The sequence below is a fragment of the Paludibacterium purpuratum genome, assembly GCF_004363805.1.
Classification (GTDB): domain Bacteria; phylum Pseudomonadota; class Gammaproteobacteria; order Burkholderiales; family Chromobacteriaceae; genus Paludibacterium; species Paludibacterium purpuratum.
In genome coordinates, this window is sequence record NZ_SNZP01000008.1 from 140,824 (window position 1) to 158,342 (window position 17,519).

Here is a 17,519-nt window from a genome sequence, read left to right on the forward strand (position 1 = left end):
GCTTGCATACCATGGCTGAAACTGGCACCAAGCTCCAGGTCAAAGACCTGAACTTCTTCTACGGCAACTTTCACGCGCTCAAGGGCATTTCGCTCGGTATCGCCGCCAACAAAGTGACGGCCTTCATCGGCCCGTCCGGCTGCGGCAAGTCGACGTTGTTGCGCACGTTCAACCGGATGTTCGAGCTCTACCCCGGCCTACGCGCCGAAGGCGAGATCTGGCTAGACAAGCGCAACATCCTCGGTCGAGACATCGACGTCAACTTGCTGCGCGCCAAGGTCGGCATGGTGTTCCAAAAGCCGACCCCGTTCCCGATGTCGATCTACGACAACATCACCTTCGGTGTGAAGCTGTACGAAAAGCTAAGCAAGACCGAAATGGACGACCGGGTCGAATGGGCTTTGCGCAAAGCCGCGCTGTGGGAGGAGGTCAAGGACAAACTCAAGCAATCCGGCCACTCGCTCTCCGGCGGTCAGCAGCAACGTCTGTGCATCGCACGCGCGGTCGCTTCGAAGCCGGAAGTGCTATTGCTGGACGAACCGACCTCGGCGCTCGACCCGATCTCGACCGCGCACATCGAGGAGCTGATCCACGAACTGAAAGAGGATTACACCATCGCCATCGTCACCCACAACATGCAGCAGGCTGCGCGGGTTTCCGACTACACCGCCTACATGTACCTGGGTGAAATGATCGAGTTCGGCGAAACCGACACCATCTTCACCACGCCCAAACAGCGCGCAACGGAAGATTACATTACCGGCAAGTTCGGTTAATGACAAAGAAGTAATTAGCAAGGCGAAGCCTCTGAAAACAGGGGCTTTTTTATAGCAAAAACCAAATTCCAGACCTCCGCGGACCACGAGATGTCAAGAAGATTCTTACATCCTGTTGAACAGGAAGCGACACCATCGCTTCCCTTTGTCTTGCAGGCTTGACGGAATACCTCTACCCCACAACAATCCACCCTCAGACTCAACTAGTGTAAGAATCATGCTGGCACTCTTTTCCGGGCTCGACCTCAAACTGGCGGTCACCCTGTTCCTTTCGCTCGGCTTCGTGCTGACCTTCGAATTCATCAATGGCTTCCACGACACGGCCAATGCGGTCGCCACGGTCATTTACACCCAGTCGATGAAGCCGCGCCTGGCCGTCTTCGCCTCGGGCGTCTGCAACTTCCTCGGCGTATTGTCCGGCGGCCTGGCGGTCGCCTACGCCATCGTGCACCTGCTGCCGGTCGACCTGCTGGTCTCGGTCAACACCGCGCACGGCATGTCGATGGTATTCGCATTGTTGGCCGCGGCCATCCTGTGGAACCTCGGCACCTGGTATCTCGGGCTGCCCGCCTCCAGCTCGCACACCTTGATCGGCGCCATTCTCGGCGTCGGCCTGGCCAATGCCTTGGTCAACCACACGCCGCTGTCGCAGGGCATCAACTGGGCCAAGGCCATCGATGTCGGCATGTCGCTATTGCTGTCGCCGATAGTCGGCTTCGTTCTGTCCGGCATCATCGTCGTGTTGCTGCGCCGTTACCGCGGTCGCAGCAACATGCACAAAACGCCGTATCAGCGCCAACAGGTCGAAGGCCGCAAGCATCCGCCGTTCTGGACCCGTTTCATGCTGATTCTCTCCGCCATGGGCGTCAGCTTCGCCCACGGCTCCAACGACGGTCAAAAAGGCGTCGGCCTGATCATGTTGGTCCTGATCGGCATCGTACCGGCAAACTACGTGCTCAACATGGACTCCAACCCGTACCAGATCGAGCGCACGCGTGACGCCGCCTTGCACCTGCAGCAGTTCTATGCCGAGCACAATCCCGCCCTGCAAGTTCTACTCGCCAAGAGCAACCACAGCGTCACCCACGGCTGCAATCCGTTGGTCACCGCCAAGACCGCCGACGACCTCAATCAGGCGCTGTTGAACGGCAACGACTACCACAATCTGTCGCCGGAACAACGCTGGGACGTACGCACCCGCCTGCTCTGCCTGGACGATGCCGCCAAACTGGCCAGCCAACTGCCGCATCTGTCCGATGGCGACAAGCGCAATTTGCAGGCGCTGCGCAGCGACCTGACGCAAACCACGGAATACGCGCCGGCCTGGGTCATCATGTCGGTGGCTTTGGCTCTGGGGGTCGGCACCATGATCGGCTGGCGCCGCGTGGTCAAGACGGTCGGCGAAGGCATCGGCAAAAAGGATATGACCTACGCGCAAGGGATGGCCGCACAAATCACCGCGGCGATCTCCATCGGTTTGGCCAGCCTGTTCGGCATGCCGGTCTCCACCACGCATGTGCTATCAAGCGGTGTTGCCGGCTCGATGGTCGCCGACAAATCGGGACTGCAGTTCGGCACCATCCGCGCCATCCTGCTCGCGTGGCTATTCACCCTGCCGGTCTCCATGGCGCTGTCGGCCGGCTTGTACTATCTCGCATCGCTGTGGATCGGATAAGACAAACCCACAAACCGGGCTAACTACCCGGCTTGTGGGTTTGGCATCTAATCTATCGGCGTCCAGTGGTAACGATCGAACGCCTCCGGCGTCCAGATGACGGCAGTCAGTCCCGCTTGGGGCCATATGGTCCCATCCGCGGCACCAGGGGCGCTGGGAAACTCTAGCCCGACATGCTGCATACCGGGCGCCAAGCAAAAAAACTTACCGGCGTTCTGCTCCAAGCCCGGTTTGCACACCGCCTTTTGGGAATCGGGATAAAAATCGGCAAATCGCCTTCCCGGGGAAAACCCGGATCGCCGCATGATCTCCGGCATTCTCACGACAATCCTGCCGATGTAACTTTTTTTACTGCCTGGCCGGTCTCCCGGCAGAACCTCCATGGCGACCTGCCTACCGCGGGTGACGCTCAATAGCGGTACCACTCTATCTTCGGACGCGACGGTCGTTTGGCGGATAGTGAATCCGGGCAACGCCCGCTTGAGCGATGACGCGGTCGCCTCCGTCTGCGCGCCAAGCGGCCCGACGCCGGCATCGGTCACTTTCAATATGGGTACATCGGCAGCCCAGACGGCGGCACAGATGCCAACCATCAGTGCCGCCGTTGCGCCCCATCGGCATCCGCGGCTCATGCCTTGTCTTCGAGCAAACAGCGATAAATCAACCCGCCGACAATGGCGCCCAGAATCGGCGCAAGCCAGAAAAGCCAAAGCTGCTGAAGTGCCCAGGTACCCTGAAACAACGCTACAGCGGTGCTGCGTGCGGGATTGACCGAGGTATTGGTTACCGGAATGCTGATCAGGTGAATCAAGGTCAGTGCCAAACCGATAGCGATGGGGGCGAAACCCGCCGGCGCACGCGCATCGGTCGCCCCATGGATCACAATCAGGAAAAAGGCCGTCAGCACGAACTCGGCGACAAAAGCTGCCGGTAAGGCATAGCCGCCGGGCGAATGCTCGCCGAAACCGTTCGAGGCAAAGCCGCCGACCGGATCGAAGCCCGCCTTGCCGCTAGCGATCAAATACAGCACAGCCGCCGCGACGACCCCGCCGACCACTTGCGCAACGATGTAGCCCGCCGCGTCTTTTGCCTCGAAGCGCCCACCCGCGCACAAGCCGACCGTCACCGCAGGGTTAAAGTGCCCGCCCGAGATATGGCCGACGGCATAAGCCATCGTCAAGACGGTCAGACCGAAAGCGAGCGAGACTCCGACGAAGCCAATGCCCAACTGAGGAAATGCCGCAGCCAACACCGCACTGCCGCAGCCGCCGAACACCAGCCAGAACGTGCCGAAGAACTCGGCGAAAAGTCGCTTGATCATGGTTTCTCCTCCTATCACAACAGTTGTGATTTTTATAAAACTATATAGGAAAAGAAAATCATTCTTAGCAAGCGCTTTTTTGTCAGAGCCCATGCTGCCGCCATCTTTTTTTTCGTGTTGTGGGGCCATGGGCGCTGACTGAACGGAACTTGACGCACATCAAGTGTAGCGCCGGGATTACAATTGATCAGAAGTTCATATCTTGCTAATATACACATGCTTCATCATGGTTTCTCCTTTGTTGTTTGCAGCAATCCCATTTATGCCTTGGCCCCCCAGCCAAGGCATTTTTTTTGCCCTGAACACGGATGGCGGGTTTTGACGCAAAACAAAGCTACCTACCACTTAGGCTTTGAGGAAGTGTTCGCGGCCTGCCAACCAGCGCGCCAGATGCGCCTGGGCGCACTCGGGCGCATCGCTCAGCATGCGCGGCGCCAATTCACGCGCCTGAGCCAACAACTCGGCATCCTGCTCCAAATCGGCGAAGCGCAGCATCGGCATACCGCTTTGCCTGGCGCCCAGCAACTCACCCGGGCCGCGGATCTGCAGATCCTGGCGCGCGATCTCGAAGCCATCGGTGTATTGGTAAATCACCTTCAGCCTAGCCTTGGCCAACGCCGACAGCGGCGTCTCGAACATCAACACGCAAATCCCCCCAGCGCTGCCTCGCCCAACACGCCCGCGCAGCTGATGCAACTGAGACAACCCCATGCGCTCGCTATGCTCGATGATCATCAACGTGGCATTCGGCACATCCACCCCCACTTCGATCACCGTGGTGGCAACCAGCAATTGAATCTCATTGGCGGCGAATGCCGCCATGACCTCGGCCTTCTCTGCCGGCTTCATGCGCCCGTGCACCAAACCAACCCGCCACTCTGGCAGCTCGGCCGTCAACGCCTCGAAGGTGTCCACTGCCGTCTGTAGTTGCAGGGCCTCGGATTCCTCGATCAACGGGCACACCCAATAGGCCTGTTGCCCTTTGGCACAGATGCGGGCGACGTGGGCCACCATCTCGTCGCGCCGGTCGCTGTTGACCAATTTGGTCACGATCGGGGATCGCCCCGGCGGCAACTGGTCGATGATCGACACATCCAGATCGGCGTAATAGCTCATTGCCAAGGTACGCGGAATCGGTGTCGCCGACATCATCAACTGATGCGGTTCGCCCCCCTTGTCTTTCAATGCCAAACGCTGACCGACACCGAAGCGATGCTGCTCGTCGACAATCGCCAGTCCCAGACGCTGAAACGACACGTCGTCCTGAAACAGCGCATGCGTTCCCACCGTTAGGCGCACGGCGCCGTCGGCGATCCGCGCCAATGTCTCGGTTTTCTGTTTCTTGCGCAGCGATCCGGACAGCCAGGCCACATCGATCCCCAGCGGCGCGAGCCAGGCGGACAACTTCAAATAATGCTGTTCCGCCAAGATTTCAGTCGGCGCCATCAGGGCCACCTGATAACCCGCCTCGATCGCCGCCAGCGCCGCCATGGCGGCCACCACGGTCTTACCGCTGCCGACATCCCCTTGCAGCAGGCGCTGCATCGGATGCGGCTCCCGCATGTCGGCCAGGATCTCCACCAGCACCTTTTGCTGTGCCTCGGTCAAGGTAAACGGCAAATTCGCGCCGAGCGCGTGGCGCAGCGAACCGTCGCCTAAGAGACGCGGCGCATTGCCGGTACGGCGCTGCCGATAGGAAAGCCGCATCGACAACTGCTGTGCCAGCAATTCATCGAACTTCAGCCGTTGCCAGGCCGGCAGCAGCGGATCGTTCAACTGCTGCAGCGAGTAATCCGGCGTCGGCGCATGCAGTAGTTGCACAGCCTCGGCAAAGGTACAAAGCCCGAGCTGCTCGCGCCACCCCGGCGGCAGCGTCTCTGCCATCGGCTGCGCGCGAAGCTCGGCATGAATCAACTTACGCAGCGGCGGCTGCGTCAACCCCGACAAGGTCGGGTACACCGGCGTCATCCGATCGGCCAGCGGCTCGCCCGGTGTGACCGGCCGACATTTGGGATGCACCATTTCATCGCCGAAAAACCCGCGGCGCACTTCGCCCAACACGCGCAGGCGCACCCCCTGGGCCATTTGCTTTTGTTGACTGGGATAGAAATGAATGAAGCGCAGCAACAGCTGGCCGCTGTCGTCCTCGATACGCACCAACAATTGTCGGCGCGGACGGAACTGCACCTCCTGCGCCACCACCAGCCCCTCTACCAGCGCCGGCTGGCCATAGGGGGCATGCTTGATCGGAAACAGGTGGCTCTCGTCTTCGTAACGCAACGGCAGATGCAGCACCAGATCGAAACGGCGGCGGATGCCGAGTTTCTCCAGCTTCTTGGCGAGCGCGGGCGCCGCGGTGATCGGCTGATTGGCGAGGTCGGGGGCGATAATCATGGCCATCGATTGTAACGCAATCGGCGGCCGAGACGACAAACGGGCCGACGCCCGTAAGGGTCGGCCCGTCGATATTCGGTTCAAAAACTTACTGACGTTCCCAGACTTGCGAACGGCCCAGCAAGGAAATACCTAAGAAGCCACGCACCTCCAGCTTTTTGCCGCCCTCGAGCACGGTCATCTTGGCGCTATAGACCTTGCCCGATTTCGGGTCGAGGATACGGCCGCCGCTCCAGGTCTTGCCGTCTTGCTTCAGCCCCCACAGAATGGTCATGCCCAAGTCGGGCTTACCTTTCAGTGCGCCTTCGCAGTTATCGCACACGGCATCCGGGTGTTGCAGCAGCTTGACGATCTTGCCGGTCAACTCGCCACTGGCGGTCTGGGAGATTTCAATCAGCGCCTTGGCTTGATGAGTTTGATCGTCGATGTTTTTCCATACGCCGACCGGTGTGTCTTCGGCCAAGGCAAAAGTAGACAGCAAACCCAATACAACCGCCAACAGCACGGCTTTGCAGCGAATCATCATGGAATTTCTCTCCGTTGTAATATTAAAACGCAAGTTTGGAGTCCGGGCTCTAGAATGCCAATATGGTACTCAAACGTCAAGCTTGATTCTGTGACAGCACCGTGCGTCGATTCAATCGTCTTTGAGGAACAGGGTCAGCAGGTCGTTCAGAAAACGCTGCCCATGCAATGTCGGGCGCACGTGCGTCGGCGAACGTTCGATCAGTCCACGCGACTCGGCCTGAGCCAGCTCGCGCTGAATAGCGGCCAACGACAAACCGGTACGTTCGGCGAACAACGCAAGCTCAAACCCCTCGGTCAGCCGTAGCAGATTCATCATGAATTCGAACGGCAGCGCCGAACGCGCCACGCGCTGCCGTGTTTGAACGGCATCGCCGGCGGCCAACGCCTGCAGATAGGCGGTCGGCTGCTTATGGCGCATTTCGCGCACGATGCCTTCGGCCGAACTGATCTTGGCGTGCGCGCCGGCGCCGATGCCCAGATAATCGCCGAAACGCCAATAATTCAGGTTATGTTGGCATTGCCGCTCGGGCCGGGCAAAGGCCGACGTTTCGTAATGCATGAAGCCGGCCTCGGCCAAACGGGCTTCCAGCGCCTCCTGCATATCGGCGGCCCGATCCTCGTCCGGCAAGCCGGCCGGCTCGTAGCGGGAAAACAGCGTGTTGGGCTCGATGGTCAGATGATAGGCAGACAAGTGCGTGACGCCATGCGCGAGCCCTTGCGACAAATCGTCGAGCGCCAAAGCGAGCGTTTGCTGTGGCAACGCATACATCAGATCGAGGTTGACGTTGTCGAAGTGATGAAGGGCGATGTCCAACGCGACATGTGCTTGGCGGCTGTCATGGATACGGCCCAGCCGACGCAACGCTTCGTCGTCGAAGCTTTGGATGCCCACCGACAACCGGTTGACGCCGGCGGCACGGAAAGCTTTGAATTTCTCGGCTTCGAAGGTTCCCGGGTTGGCCTCCATGGTGATCTCCGCCGCCGGTGCCAAACGCACGCGAGCGCGAATACCGTCGAGCAGCATCTCCATCGCCGCCGGGGACATTAGGCTGGGCGTACCGCCACCGATGAACACGGTATGTACCGCCCGGCCCCAAACCGCCGGCAATGCCAACTCCAAATCGCGCAAGAGCGCTGCGACATAGGCCAGATCGTCGAAGCCGGCCCGCGCTTCGTGCGAATTGAAGTCGCAGTACGGGCACTTGCGCACGCACCAGGGGAAATGAACGTACAGCGACAGCGGCGGCAGCTGCGTCAGTCCGGTATGCGGCGTAAACACGACCTGTGTCATGCCAAAGTCCGCAATTTTTCGAGCATCTGGCGCATCGCCTGCCCGCGGTGGCTGTCGCGATTTTTCTCCTCGGGCGGCAGCTCGGCCACGGTGCAGCCGCGTCCCGGCAGATGGAAGTACGGGTCGTAACCGAAGCCCCCCTCGCCGGCCGGCCGATCCTGGATTTCGCCGAGCCAGACACCATCCGCCACCAGCGGGTGCGGATCATCCGCATGACGAACAAAGACCAGTACACAGACGTACCAAGCGCGACGATCCGCCACGCCGCGCAGCCGCTCGACCAACAAGCGGTTATTGCGCTCATCGGACTTGGGCTCGCCGGCGAAGCGCGCCGACAACACGCCGGGTTGCCCGTCAAGCGCCGTCACGCACAAGCCGGAATCGTCGGCCAGCGCGGGCAGACCGGTAACCTGGCTGGCGTGGCGCGCCTTGGCCAGCGCGTTTTCGAGAAACGTGCCATACGGTTCAGGACACTCCGGCACATTCAATTCACGCTGAGCCAGCACCTGGATGCCCAGCGGCGCCAGCAAATCGGAAAACTCGCGCAACTTGCCGGCATTGTTGCTGGCAAGCACCAATTTTTCGAACATTATTTTTCCCTTTTGTGCGACACACCCGACACCGTATCGACCGCATGATCGATACGCATGTCGTGCCACATGCGACGCAAATGGCGCAGCCGTTTAGGCGGCATTTCGCGTAACACGGTCCACTTCCGCAGTGCCGCCGGATCGGGATTGATGACCGGGTGGTATTTGATGTCGTCGTGGAAGAACGGCGCAGCAGTCAGCACCGGGGTGGTTGCGCCGTTGACGTTGCCGAGCTCGGCGGCATTCTTGCCCGCCAACAAAAAATTGACGAAGCGCTGCGCCAGCTCAGGGTGCGGCGCGGACACTGGAATGGCCATACTATCGATCGCCAGTTGGTTGCCCTCGCGCTGCAGCACATAGCCGATGGTATACGGTCGGTGTTCGCGCTTGGCCGCCTCGCGTGCCTGATAGAACTCGGAAGAGAATCCCAACTGCACCCAGGCTTCGCCCGAGACCAGATCCTTCCAATAGTAGTTGCCGCCATAACCCGACCAGTATGGACGCGCGGCGGCGATCACCTCGCGCGCACGTTGATAGTCGTCGTCATTGGCGCTGTTCGGATCCAATCCAAGGTACATCAACGCCGCGGCAAACACGGTGCGCGGATTGTCCACGACGTTGACGTGCCCCTTGAGCTTGGCCAACACCTTCGGATCGAATACCGCCGACCAGCTATAAGGGTCGATATTCAGCTCGCGTAGCTTCTCGATGTTGTAGCCGACGACCGCCAACGACAGCGAGGCAGGCAAGGTATAGGTGCTGCCGAGGTCGTAGGCCGGATTGGCCAGGATCGGATTCAGATCGGCGGCATTGGGTAAACGGCTCTTGTCGAAAGGCTGCACCAGCTTGCGGCGCAGCAGCTCCGGCACGGTGAAGCTAGACGGGAAAACCACATCGACCGCCGGACCGCCACTGCTCAAGCGGGCCAACATCTCGTCGCCGTCTTCGTAAAAATCTTGATCGACCTGACAGTGGCAACGCTGCTCGAAGCGCTCGATAAGCACATCCGGCAGGAAGTCGTGCCGGCTGTATAGATGCAGTACCGGCTGGGCCAGCGCCGACGCGCAGGACAGGAAAAGCAAGCAGGCGAGAGATCTCATGGACTTATTCGTCATGTGCCTCGGACAAGGTTCTGGAAACGCCGATTTCCGCCAATGCGCGCAGCAGCAAACCCGCATCGGCGCCTTCCAGGCATGCGGCGTCGGATAACATGCGTCGCCAGCGGCGCGCGCCTGGCATACCCTGGAACAGCCCGAGAATATGGCGGGCCAGGTTACGCAACTTATGCCCTTCGGCCAGCATGCGCTCGGCGTAAGGCACCAGCGCTTCGACCACCTCGGTGCGAGACAGCGGCGGCGCGGACTCGCCATAATAGCGCGTATCCCATGACGCCATCAGATAAGGATTATGATAGCCCTCGCGACCGACCATCACGCCATCTACATGGCGCAACTGCTCGTCGATCTGCGTCAGCGTCTGCACGCCGCCATTGAGCAAAATCTCCAACTGAGGGAACTCGGCCTTGAGACGATGCACATAGTGATACTTCAGCGGCGGAACCTCGCGGTTTTCCTTCGGCGACAACCCCTTGAGAATGGCATTGCGCGCATGCACGATGAACGTGCCGCAGCCGGCCTCGGCCACCGTGGCGACGAAATCGCGCACAAAGCCATATTCCTCGACGGCATCGATGCCGATACGATGCTTGACCGTCACATCGATGCCCACCGCGTCGCGCATGGCCTTGACGCAATCCGCCACCAACGCCGACTCGGCCATCAGGCAGGCGCCGAACGCCCCCTTCTGCACCCGCTCCGACGGACAACCGACATTCAGGTTCACCTCGTCGTAGCCCCAGGATTCGGCCAGGCGCGCGCAATGCGCCAAATCTTGCGGCTCGCTGCCGCCCAGTTGCAAGGCCAACGGGTGCTCGGCCTCATCGAAGCGCAAATGGCGCTCGACATCGCCATGCAGTAAAGCGCCGGTGGTGACCATCTCGGTATAAAGCCAAGTATGGCGGCTGATCAATCGGGCAAAGAAGCGATAATGGCGGTCGGTCCAGTCCAGCATCGGGGCGACGGACAGACGGCGGGAAGGCAATTTCACGGGACTTCCTTGACTGGCGCGGCTTTCAGCGCCATTGACTGCAATCTTATTACAATTCATTCCGGCTGATTTCCGCCCATTTTCGTCACTTTGGCACGACAAAGACTGCCACATTTTAGGGATCTCACGCTCATCCGGACTCTTTGCGGAACGGCCCCGCCACCTGGATGGCCATGATGACTAAGCATTTGAAAAAACGCAGAATTATCCTATTTCGCCCATACGCGGGTCAAGCGAAAGGGCAAGATAATCTTCCGCAAAGCCCGTCATCAGCCTTTCAAACCCCGCTGCACCTGCCACGCCAATGGCAGGGTAAGCAGCAAAACGGCGGCCAGAGCCATCACCGCAACAGGCGCACCGGCCATATCGCCCAGGCGGCCGAACAACACGGGGGACAACGCGCCGCCGCCGATGGTACCGGTATAGAACAGCGCGAAGGCATGATCTCGCTTGCTTCCCGCGCCGGCGAGCTCCGGCACCGTGCCATACAGCACCGAAGAGGTACCGTTCAAAGCTAAGCCGAGCAGCGGCAGCATGACCATCGTCCCAGTCAAGGACAACCATAGCGCCAACAGGATCAGCAAGGAGGTAGCCGACTCCGTCAGCCATACCGTTTTCATCATGCCGATGCGCGCGCCCAGATAGCCGCAAAACAGCTTACCGAAAGCCCCGCCGACAAATAATAGCGAGAGCGCCAAGCCGATGCCGGCCGTGCCCGCTCCCTTACTTTTCAACAGGAAGGGCAGAAAGGTGAGAAACCCCATCCGCACCGCGCTGTCCAGCGCGCCGGTCAGCAGCAGCGCACGCATCCCACTGGCCGAGCCCGGCCCTCCCGCGGCCTTCGCCGCCTTGGCCAGGCCAGGGCCGGTATCGCTGCGAACCGGAATGAGCCACCACAGCAAGCCTGCCGCGGCCAGGCCCAGCAAGCCCATCAAACTGACAGTGGTCCGCCAACTGGCCACCGTCAGCAACAGCCCCACCAGCGCCGGAATCAGCGTCTTGCCGATATCGCCGGCAAAATTATACTGCGCCAGCGCCTGTTTCCCCCCGCCCCCACCCTCATGGGCATCGGCGACCAGGGAAGCGGCTAGCGGATGCTGGACGCTGGCGCCCAGGCCGCCCAGCAACAGGGCGACCAGCAGAACCGCCATACCGCCGGCCTGGCCGGCGATCAAATAGGCGATGCCGGCCAGCGCCGTCCCCGCCACCAACATGCGCGCCCGTCCCCAGTGTCTCGCCGCTCGGCTGGCCAACAACTGAAAGCCGGCCATCATCCCCGAATAGCTGCCGCGTAGCAGGCCAATCTGTGCGTAGCCGATGCCGAATTGCGCCTGCCAGATCGGCAACAGCACATAGATCAAATCGGTCAGTCCATCATGCACCGCATGGGCGCCTGAGGCCGCCAGCAAGGAACGGGAACGACGAGATGCCTCGGCGGCAGCCGATTCGGGGGCGAATGCAGCACTTCTCGGATCGTTCATTGGCGTGTATCACATTCCGGCGCCGCCGGCTGTCAAAATGGCTATTTTTTATAAAATGCAATGACAACAAGTTGGCATTTTATAATGATTGCGGATCTTAATGGCCGATTGCCGTCGATTTTTCAAACAAAGGGCCAGACGTTTTATCAACGTCCGGCCCTGGTGTGGCGCTGGAGAGGCGGCGGAGATCAGACGACGACGAGCCCACCCATGGCGTGCGGCTGGCCATCGAGCGCCATCATCACCGACAACGCGGTAATGGTGATGATGGAAAAGAAGAACACCTTGCGCGCCCAGACCCGTTCATCCACGCTTTGGCGGTAACCCGCGAGCGCCATCTTCAGCCACCACAGACTGGTGGCGCAAGCCACCGCCAGATAGCCGTAGCCGGCATACCCGCCAACCGCCAGCATAACGGTGGCCACGGCGAACGCCAGGATGTAGAGCACGATCTGCTGTTTGGCCCGATCGATGCCCTTCACCACCGGTAACACCGGGATGCGCGCCGCCTGGTAATCCTGCAGGCGGAAGATGGCAATAGCATAGGAATGCGGCATCTGCCATAAGCTGAACATGCACAGCAGAATCAGCGCTCCGCTATCGAAACGGCCAGTCACCGCACAATAGCCGGCCACCGGCGGCACGGCACCGGACAAGCTTCCGACTAGCGTGCCGTAAACCGAGCGGCGCTTCATATACAGGCTATAGACGCCGACATAGACCGCGAAACCGAACAGCGCACAGGCAAAAGCCAGCGGATTGGCGCCAAACCACAGCAGTGCGAAACCGGCGATGCCTAACACGCCGCCATGCGCCAGCGCGGCCTTGCGGCTCATGACGCCGGTGACCAGCACGCGCGTGCGGGTGCGTGCCATCCTGGCGTCGATATCGCTGTCGATGCAGTTGTTGAAAGCGCAACCGGAGGCCACCACCAGCGATAACCCCGCCAGGGTGGCCAGCATCAGCGCCCAGTCGATGCGCCCCTGCGCCGCCAGCAGAAACCCGCCGGCAGCCGAAATCAGGTTGCCGAACAGGATGCCGGGTTTGACGACCAGCCAATAGCGTTTGAGCTTCAACGCCGGCCTCACTCGACCGCACGCATCATCAGCACGTCGGCGGAGGTGATGATCCACACCGACAGGCCGACCAGCATCACGATGATCATGGCCGTGAAGATGAAAGAGAACGTGTTGAGCTTGCCTTGGGCATCGCGCAAATGGAGGTGCAGGAAATACTTCAGATGCACCAGAATCTGCACCACCGCCAACACGAAGATGCCCACCGTCGCCGCCTGGCGGGTAAAGTTGCCGCTCATCACCATCCAGAATGGGATCGCCGTCAGCACCACCGACAGGGCAAACCCCACCAGATAGCTTTTGACGCTGCCGTGGTCGGCGGCGTGTTCATGTGCGTGACTCATCACAGGACTCCCTTCAAGTACACCACAGTGAAGACGCAGATCCAGACGATGTCGAGGAAGTGCCAGAACAGGCTCAGGCAGTTCAGCCGGGTCAATGCGCGGCCGGTCAAGCCCGTCTTGATCACTTCGAACATCATCACCGCCATCCACAGCAGACCGGCGGTCACGTGCAGGCCGTGCAGGCCGACCAAACCGAAGAACGACGACAGGAAGGCACTGACGTTCGGGCCGTTACCCTCGGCGATCAGGTGATGGAATTCGTTGACTTCCATGCCGATAAAGGCGGCGCCGAACAGGAAGGTCACCGCCAGCCACGCCAATACGCCGCGCTTGTGGCCCTGATGGCCGGCTATCATGGCGAAGCCGTAGGTGATACTGGACAGCAACAACGCCGCGGTCTCCAACAGCACGTAAGGCAGCTCGAAGATGTCCTTACCCGACACGCCGCCGGCGGTATTGCGATACAACACCGCATAGGAAGCAAAGGCGGTAGCGAACAAGATGCAGTCGGTCATCAGGTAGAACCAGAAACCGAGTACTTTCTGCTCGCCGCTATCGTGGTGCGCGTGGCCGTCATGGCCGAGCGCTTGATTTAAACTAGTCATGGTTACTCCTAGCCCTTACACCAAGGTGGCCGGTTCGACGTCGCTGCTGCGCTTAGGCTCAGGGACGCGTTCGCTATAGGCATCCACGTCGATACCGATGCGTTCGAAGCGCTCGCGCTCGATGGCCTCGATTTCATCCGGTTGCACGTAGTAGTCCAGGTTGTCGTCGAAAGCGCGAACCAGCATGCTGCCGACGATGCCGACCAGGCCGGCGGCCGCCAGCCACCAGATATGCCAGATCAACGCAAACCCTAGAATCGTGGTGAAGCCGCCGATGGCCACACCGACGCCGGTATTCCTCGGCATATGGATCGGTTCGTAGGACGTCGGCACCTGGTAGGCGATCCCCTTTTCCTTCATGTCGGTGAAGGCGTCGATATCATGCACGACCGGCAACTTGGCGAAGTTGTAGAACGGCGGCGGCGATGAAGTCGACCATTCCAGCGTATGGCCGTTCCATGGGTCGCCATTCACGTCGAGCGCCTTCTTGCGATCGCGCAGGCTGACGGCGATCTGCAGCAACTGGCAGGCAATGCCGCACGCGACCAACACCGCGCCGACGCAGGCCAAGTACAGCCATGGCGTCCAAGCCGGATTGTCGGTGTGGTTCAGACGACGGGTCATGCCGAGGAAGCCCAGCACGTACAACGGCATGAAGGCGAAGTAGAAACCGGACTGCCAGAACCAGAATGCGGCCTTGCCCAACCGTTCGTTCAGCTTGAAGCCGAACACCTTGGGGAACCAGAAGGTGAAGCCGGCCAGGTAACCGAACACGGCGCCGCCGATGATGGTGTTATGGAAATGGGCGATCAGGAACAGGCTGTTGTGCAGCATGAAATCGGCGCCCGGCACCGCCATCAGCACACCGGTCATACCGCCGATGGAAAAGGTCACCATGAAACCCAGCGTCCAGAAGATCGGCGTTTCGAAGCGCAGCCGGCCGCGGTAAATGGTGAACAGCCAATTGAACAACTTCACCCCGGTCGGCACCGAGATCACCATGGTCGCAATGCCGAAGAAGGCGTTGACGTTGGCACCCGAGCCCATGGTGAAGAAGTGGTGCAGCCAGACCATGAAGCCCAACACCGAAATCACGCCGCTGGCGATGATCATCGAGGTATGGCCGAACAAGCGCTTACCGGTGAAGGTGGACACCACTTCGGAGAAGATGCCGAAGGCCGGCAGCACCAGGATGTAGACCTCGGGGTGGCCCCAGGCCCAGAACAGGTTCAGATACATCATGGCGTTGCCGCCCGCTTCCGAGGTAAAGAAGTGGAAGCCGAGGTAGCGGTCGAGCGACAGCATCGCCAGTGCACCGGTCAGGATCGGGAACGAGGCGACGATCAGCACGTTGGCCCAAGTGCAGGTCCAGGTGAAGATCGGCATCTGCATCAGCTTCATGCCCGGCGCTCGCATCTTGATCACGGTGACCAGGAAGTTGATCGCCGTGAGCGTGGTGCCGATGCCGGAAATCTGCAGCGCCCAGGTATAGTAGTCGACCCCGACGTCGGGGCTGAAGCCCAACTCCGACAGCGGCGGATAGGCAACCCAGCCGGTGCGAGCGAAGTTACCCACGCCAAGCGATAGGTTGACCAGAATCACCGCCGAGGTCAGCAGCCAGAAGCTCAGCGAGTTCAAGAACGGAAAGGCCACGTCGCGCGCACCGATCTGCAGCGGCAGCACGATGTTCATCAGCCCGGTCATGAACGGCATCGCCATGAAGATGATCATGATCACACCGTGGGCGGTGAAGATCTGGTCATAGTGTTCAGGGGGGAAAACGCCGAGGTGGCCACCGGTGGCCATGGCCAGTTGGGCGCGCATCATCAGTGCGTCGGCAAAGCCGCGCAGCAACATGATCATCGCCACAATGATGTACATCACGCCGATTTTCTTGTGGTCGACCGAGGTGAGCCACTCTTTCCACAAGTAGCCCCACTTGCCGTACTTGGTGATTAGCGCCATCAGCGCCAGCCCGACGAGGCCGGCGCCGGAAAGCGCGCCCATGATGATGGGCTCGTGATAGGGAATGGCGTCGAGAGTCAGTTTACCGAGCAACATCAATTCACACTCCTTGCTGCCGCCGGGGCGCATAGACGCTTGGTCAGCGCGGCCAGCTTGATATCATCGTCAGACAGGGCGAGCGAGGTTCGGCCCGCCATGTACTTATGCACGACGGCATCGAACAATTGCGGGGTCGGGGCGACATAGTACGCCACGGCATGGTTCTCGCTGGGCACGGCCAATCTGCGGTAAGCGTCGACGTCCAGAGGCTTGGCGTTGGCGCGAACTTGCGCGACCCACTTGTCGAAATCGGCCGGGGTCGAGGTGGCGACGGCATCGAATTTCATACCGGAAAAACCGGCGCCGCTGTAATTGGCCGAAAACCCCTTGTACGTCCCCGCCTCGTCGGCGATCAGGTGCAGTTGGGTCTGCATGCCGGCCATGGCGTAGATCTGCCCGCCCAATTGCGGGATAAAGAACGAGTTCATCACCGTGTCGGAGGTAATGCGGAAATCCACCGGCACATCCTTGGGGAAAGCGATCTGATTGACAGTGGCGATATTCAGCTCGGGATAGATGAACAGCCATTTCCAGTTCAGCGCCACCACCTCGATCTTCACCGGCTTTTTGTCGGAAGAGAGCGGACGGTACGGATCGAGTTGGTGCGTGGTGCGCCAAGTCAGTACGGCCAGGAAAGAAACGATGACGATCGGAATCAGCCAGACCACCACTTCAAGCTTGGTGGAATGCGCCCACTTCGGGGTGTAGGTGGCGTTGGCGTTGCTGGCGCGATACTTCCAGGCAAACACCAGGGTCAGGACGATGACCGGCACCACGACCAACAGCATCAGCAGGGTTGCCGTAATGATCAGGGACTTCTCGTCGGCCGCGATCCGGCCCTTCGGGTCAAGGATACCGCCTTGACAACCAGAGAGCAGGGCAAGCGCAAAGGGCGAGAGCCACCGCAACAGGCGGGGGGGGCTACAGTTTCTCATCTTGCGACTTCACAGGTTAAAAAAAACTTTTGACGCGGGGCACAGAGCCCAGCGCGCCAGAACCTGGCCGGACCGCGGGCTTTGTCGTTTGCTTCCCAGGGGACTCAGCGGTGGCGTGACTCCTAATCGAACCCGCCGCCGCGCTATTCTTGTTATCCGGTTCCCGGCGTTGTGTGGACGCCTGGTGATGTTGGATCGGAACGTGTCTCCGACGTTCTCGAAATGATGACGTGACAGCAGAAAATTCACTGCTCGGCGCGAGCGGTGACGTAACAATTTGCTACAGGCATTTCGGCAAACACGAACATCCCGCGACAGCCGTCCGGCTTGCTA

16 protein-coding genes are annotated in these 17,519 nt (G+C 60.3%); 2 read left to right on the top strand and 14 right to left on the bottom strand.

All coding sequences use genetic code 11. The features are described from left to right. Positions 1 to 11 precede the first annotated feature (11 nt). Together pstB and DFP86_RS11205 are read left to right on the top strand one after the other, a co-directional pair. Positions 12 to 776, top strand: a complete 765-nt coding sequence (gene pstB, locus DFP86_RS11200) for a phosphate ABC transporter ATP-binding protein PstB (protein WP_133681206.1) — start codon at positions 12 to 14, stop codon at positions 774 to 776. A gap of 217 nt (positions 777 to 993) precedes the next feature. Next, positions 994 to 2,451: an inorganic phosphate transporter gene (locus DFP86_RS11205; protein WP_133681208.1), complete on the top strand. Its 1,458-nt coding sequence runs from the start codon at positions 994 to 996 to the stop codon at positions 2,449 to 2,451. A 47-nt stretch (positions 2,452 to 2,498) separates the two neighbouring features. Here the strand turns inward: DFP86_RS11205 and DFP86_RS11210 are convergent, their stop codons facing one another. The 14 genes from DFP86_RS11210 to cyoA form a co-directional block, all read right to left on the bottom strand. After that, positions 2,499 to 3,044 (bottom strand): DUF1131 family protein, encoded by a 546-nt coding sequence (locus tag DFP86_RS11210; RefSeq protein ID WP_208108311.1) that lies wholly within the window; start codon positions 3,042 to 3,044, stop codon positions 2,499 to 2,501. 35 nt (positions 3,045 to 3,079) lie between these two features. Then, complete coding sequence (gene aqpZ, locus DFP86_RS11215) at positions 3,080 to 3,901, bottom strand: aquaporin Z (RefSeq protein WP_279526897.1); 822 nt, start codon at positions 3,899 to 3,901, stop codon at positions 3,080 to 3,082. Between the two features lie 216 nt (positions 3,902 to 4,117). Next, positions 4,118 to 6,166 (bottom strand): ATP-dependent DNA helicase RecG, encoded by a 2,049-nt coding sequence (gene recG / locus DFP86_RS11220; RefSeq protein WP_133681357.1) that lies wholly within the window; start codon positions 6,164 to 6,166, stop codon positions 4,118 to 4,120. Between the two features lie 88 nt (positions 6,167 to 6,254). After that, positions 6,255 to 6,692: a DUF2147 domain-containing protein gene (locus tag DFP86_RS11225; RefSeq protein WP_243729368.1), complete on the bottom strand. Its 438-nt coding sequence runs from the start codon at positions 6,690 to 6,692 to the stop codon at positions 6,255 to 6,257. 111 nt (positions 6,693 to 6,803) lie between these two features. Further along, the gene (gene hemW, locus DFP86_RS11230; RefSeq protein WP_133681212.1) at positions 6,804 to 7,985 is read right to left on the bottom strand and encodes a radical SAM family heme chaperone HemW; all 1,182 of its coding nucleotides are present in this window, start codon (positions 7,983 to 7,985) and stop codon (positions 6,804 to 6,806) included. Further along, on the bottom strand, positions 7,982 to 8,575 hold the full coding sequence (gene rdgB, locus DFP86_RS11235; protein WP_133681215.1) for an RdgB/HAM1 family non-canonical purine NTP pyrophosphatase: 594 nt from the start codon (positions 8,573 to 8,575) through the stop codon (positions 7,982 to 7,984). Before rdgB ends, hemW begins: the two co-directional genes overlap by 4 nt. Next, the gene (locus tag DFP86_RS11240) at positions 8,575 to 9,675 is read right to left on the bottom strand and encodes an ABC transporter substrate-binding protein (RefSeq protein WP_166642236.1); all 1,101 of its coding nucleotides are present in this window, start codon (positions 9,673 to 9,675) and stop codon (positions 8,575 to 8,577) included. Before DFP86_RS11240 ends, rdgB begins: the two co-directional genes overlap by 1 nt. Before the next feature lie 4 nt (positions 9,676 to 9,679). Further along, positions 9,680 to 10,681, bottom strand: a complete 1,002-nt coding sequence (dusA, locus tag DFP86_RS11245) for a tRNA dihydrouridine(20/20a) synthase DusA (protein ID WP_279526898.1) — start codon at positions 10,679 to 10,681, stop codon at positions 9,680 to 9,682. Between the two features lie 269 nt (positions 10,682 to 10,950). Continuing rightward, positions 10,951 to 12,162: an MFS transporter gene (locus DFP86_RS11250; protein ID WP_133681221.1), complete on the bottom strand. Its 1,212-nt coding sequence runs from the start codon at positions 12,160 to 12,162 to the stop codon at positions 10,951 to 10,953. 188 nt (positions 12,163 to 12,350) lie between these two features. Beyond that, positions 12,351 to 13,238 (bottom strand): heme o synthase, encoded by an 888-nt coding sequence (gene cyoE / locus DFP86_RS11255; protein ID WP_133681223.1) that lies wholly within the window; start codon positions 13,236 to 13,238, stop codon positions 12,351 to 12,353. A gap of 8 nt (positions 13,239 to 13,246) precedes the next feature. Further along, positions 13,247 to 13,582 (bottom strand): cytochrome o ubiquinol oxidase subunit IV, encoded by a 336-nt coding sequence (cyoD, locus tag DFP86_RS11260; protein WP_133681225.1) that lies wholly within the window; start codon positions 13,580 to 13,582, stop codon positions 13,247 to 13,249. Next, a complete protein-coding gene (gene cyoC, locus DFP86_RS11265) occupies positions 13,582 to 14,187 on the bottom strand; it encodes a cytochrome o ubiquinol oxidase subunit III (protein WP_133681227.1) in 606 nt (201 codons plus the stop codon). The genes cyoD and cyoC overlap by 1 nt, the downstream gene beginning before the upstream one ends. 15 nt (positions 14,188 to 14,202) lie before the next feature. Then, on the bottom strand, positions 14,203 to 16,248 hold the full coding sequence (cyoB, locus tag DFP86_RS11270) for a cytochrome o ubiquinol oxidase subunit I (protein ID WP_133681229.1): 2,046 nt from the start codon (positions 16,246 to 16,248) through the stop codon (positions 14,203 to 14,205). Continuing rightward, on the bottom strand, positions 16,248 to 17,186 hold the full coding sequence (gene cyoA / locus DFP86_RS11275; RefSeq protein WP_133681230.1) for a ubiquinol oxidase subunit II: 939 nt from the start codon (positions 17,184 to 17,186) through the stop codon (positions 16,248 to 16,250). Before cyoA ends, cyoB begins: the two co-directional genes overlap by 1 nt. Between the last annotated feature and the right edge of the window lie 333 nt (positions 17,187 to 17,519).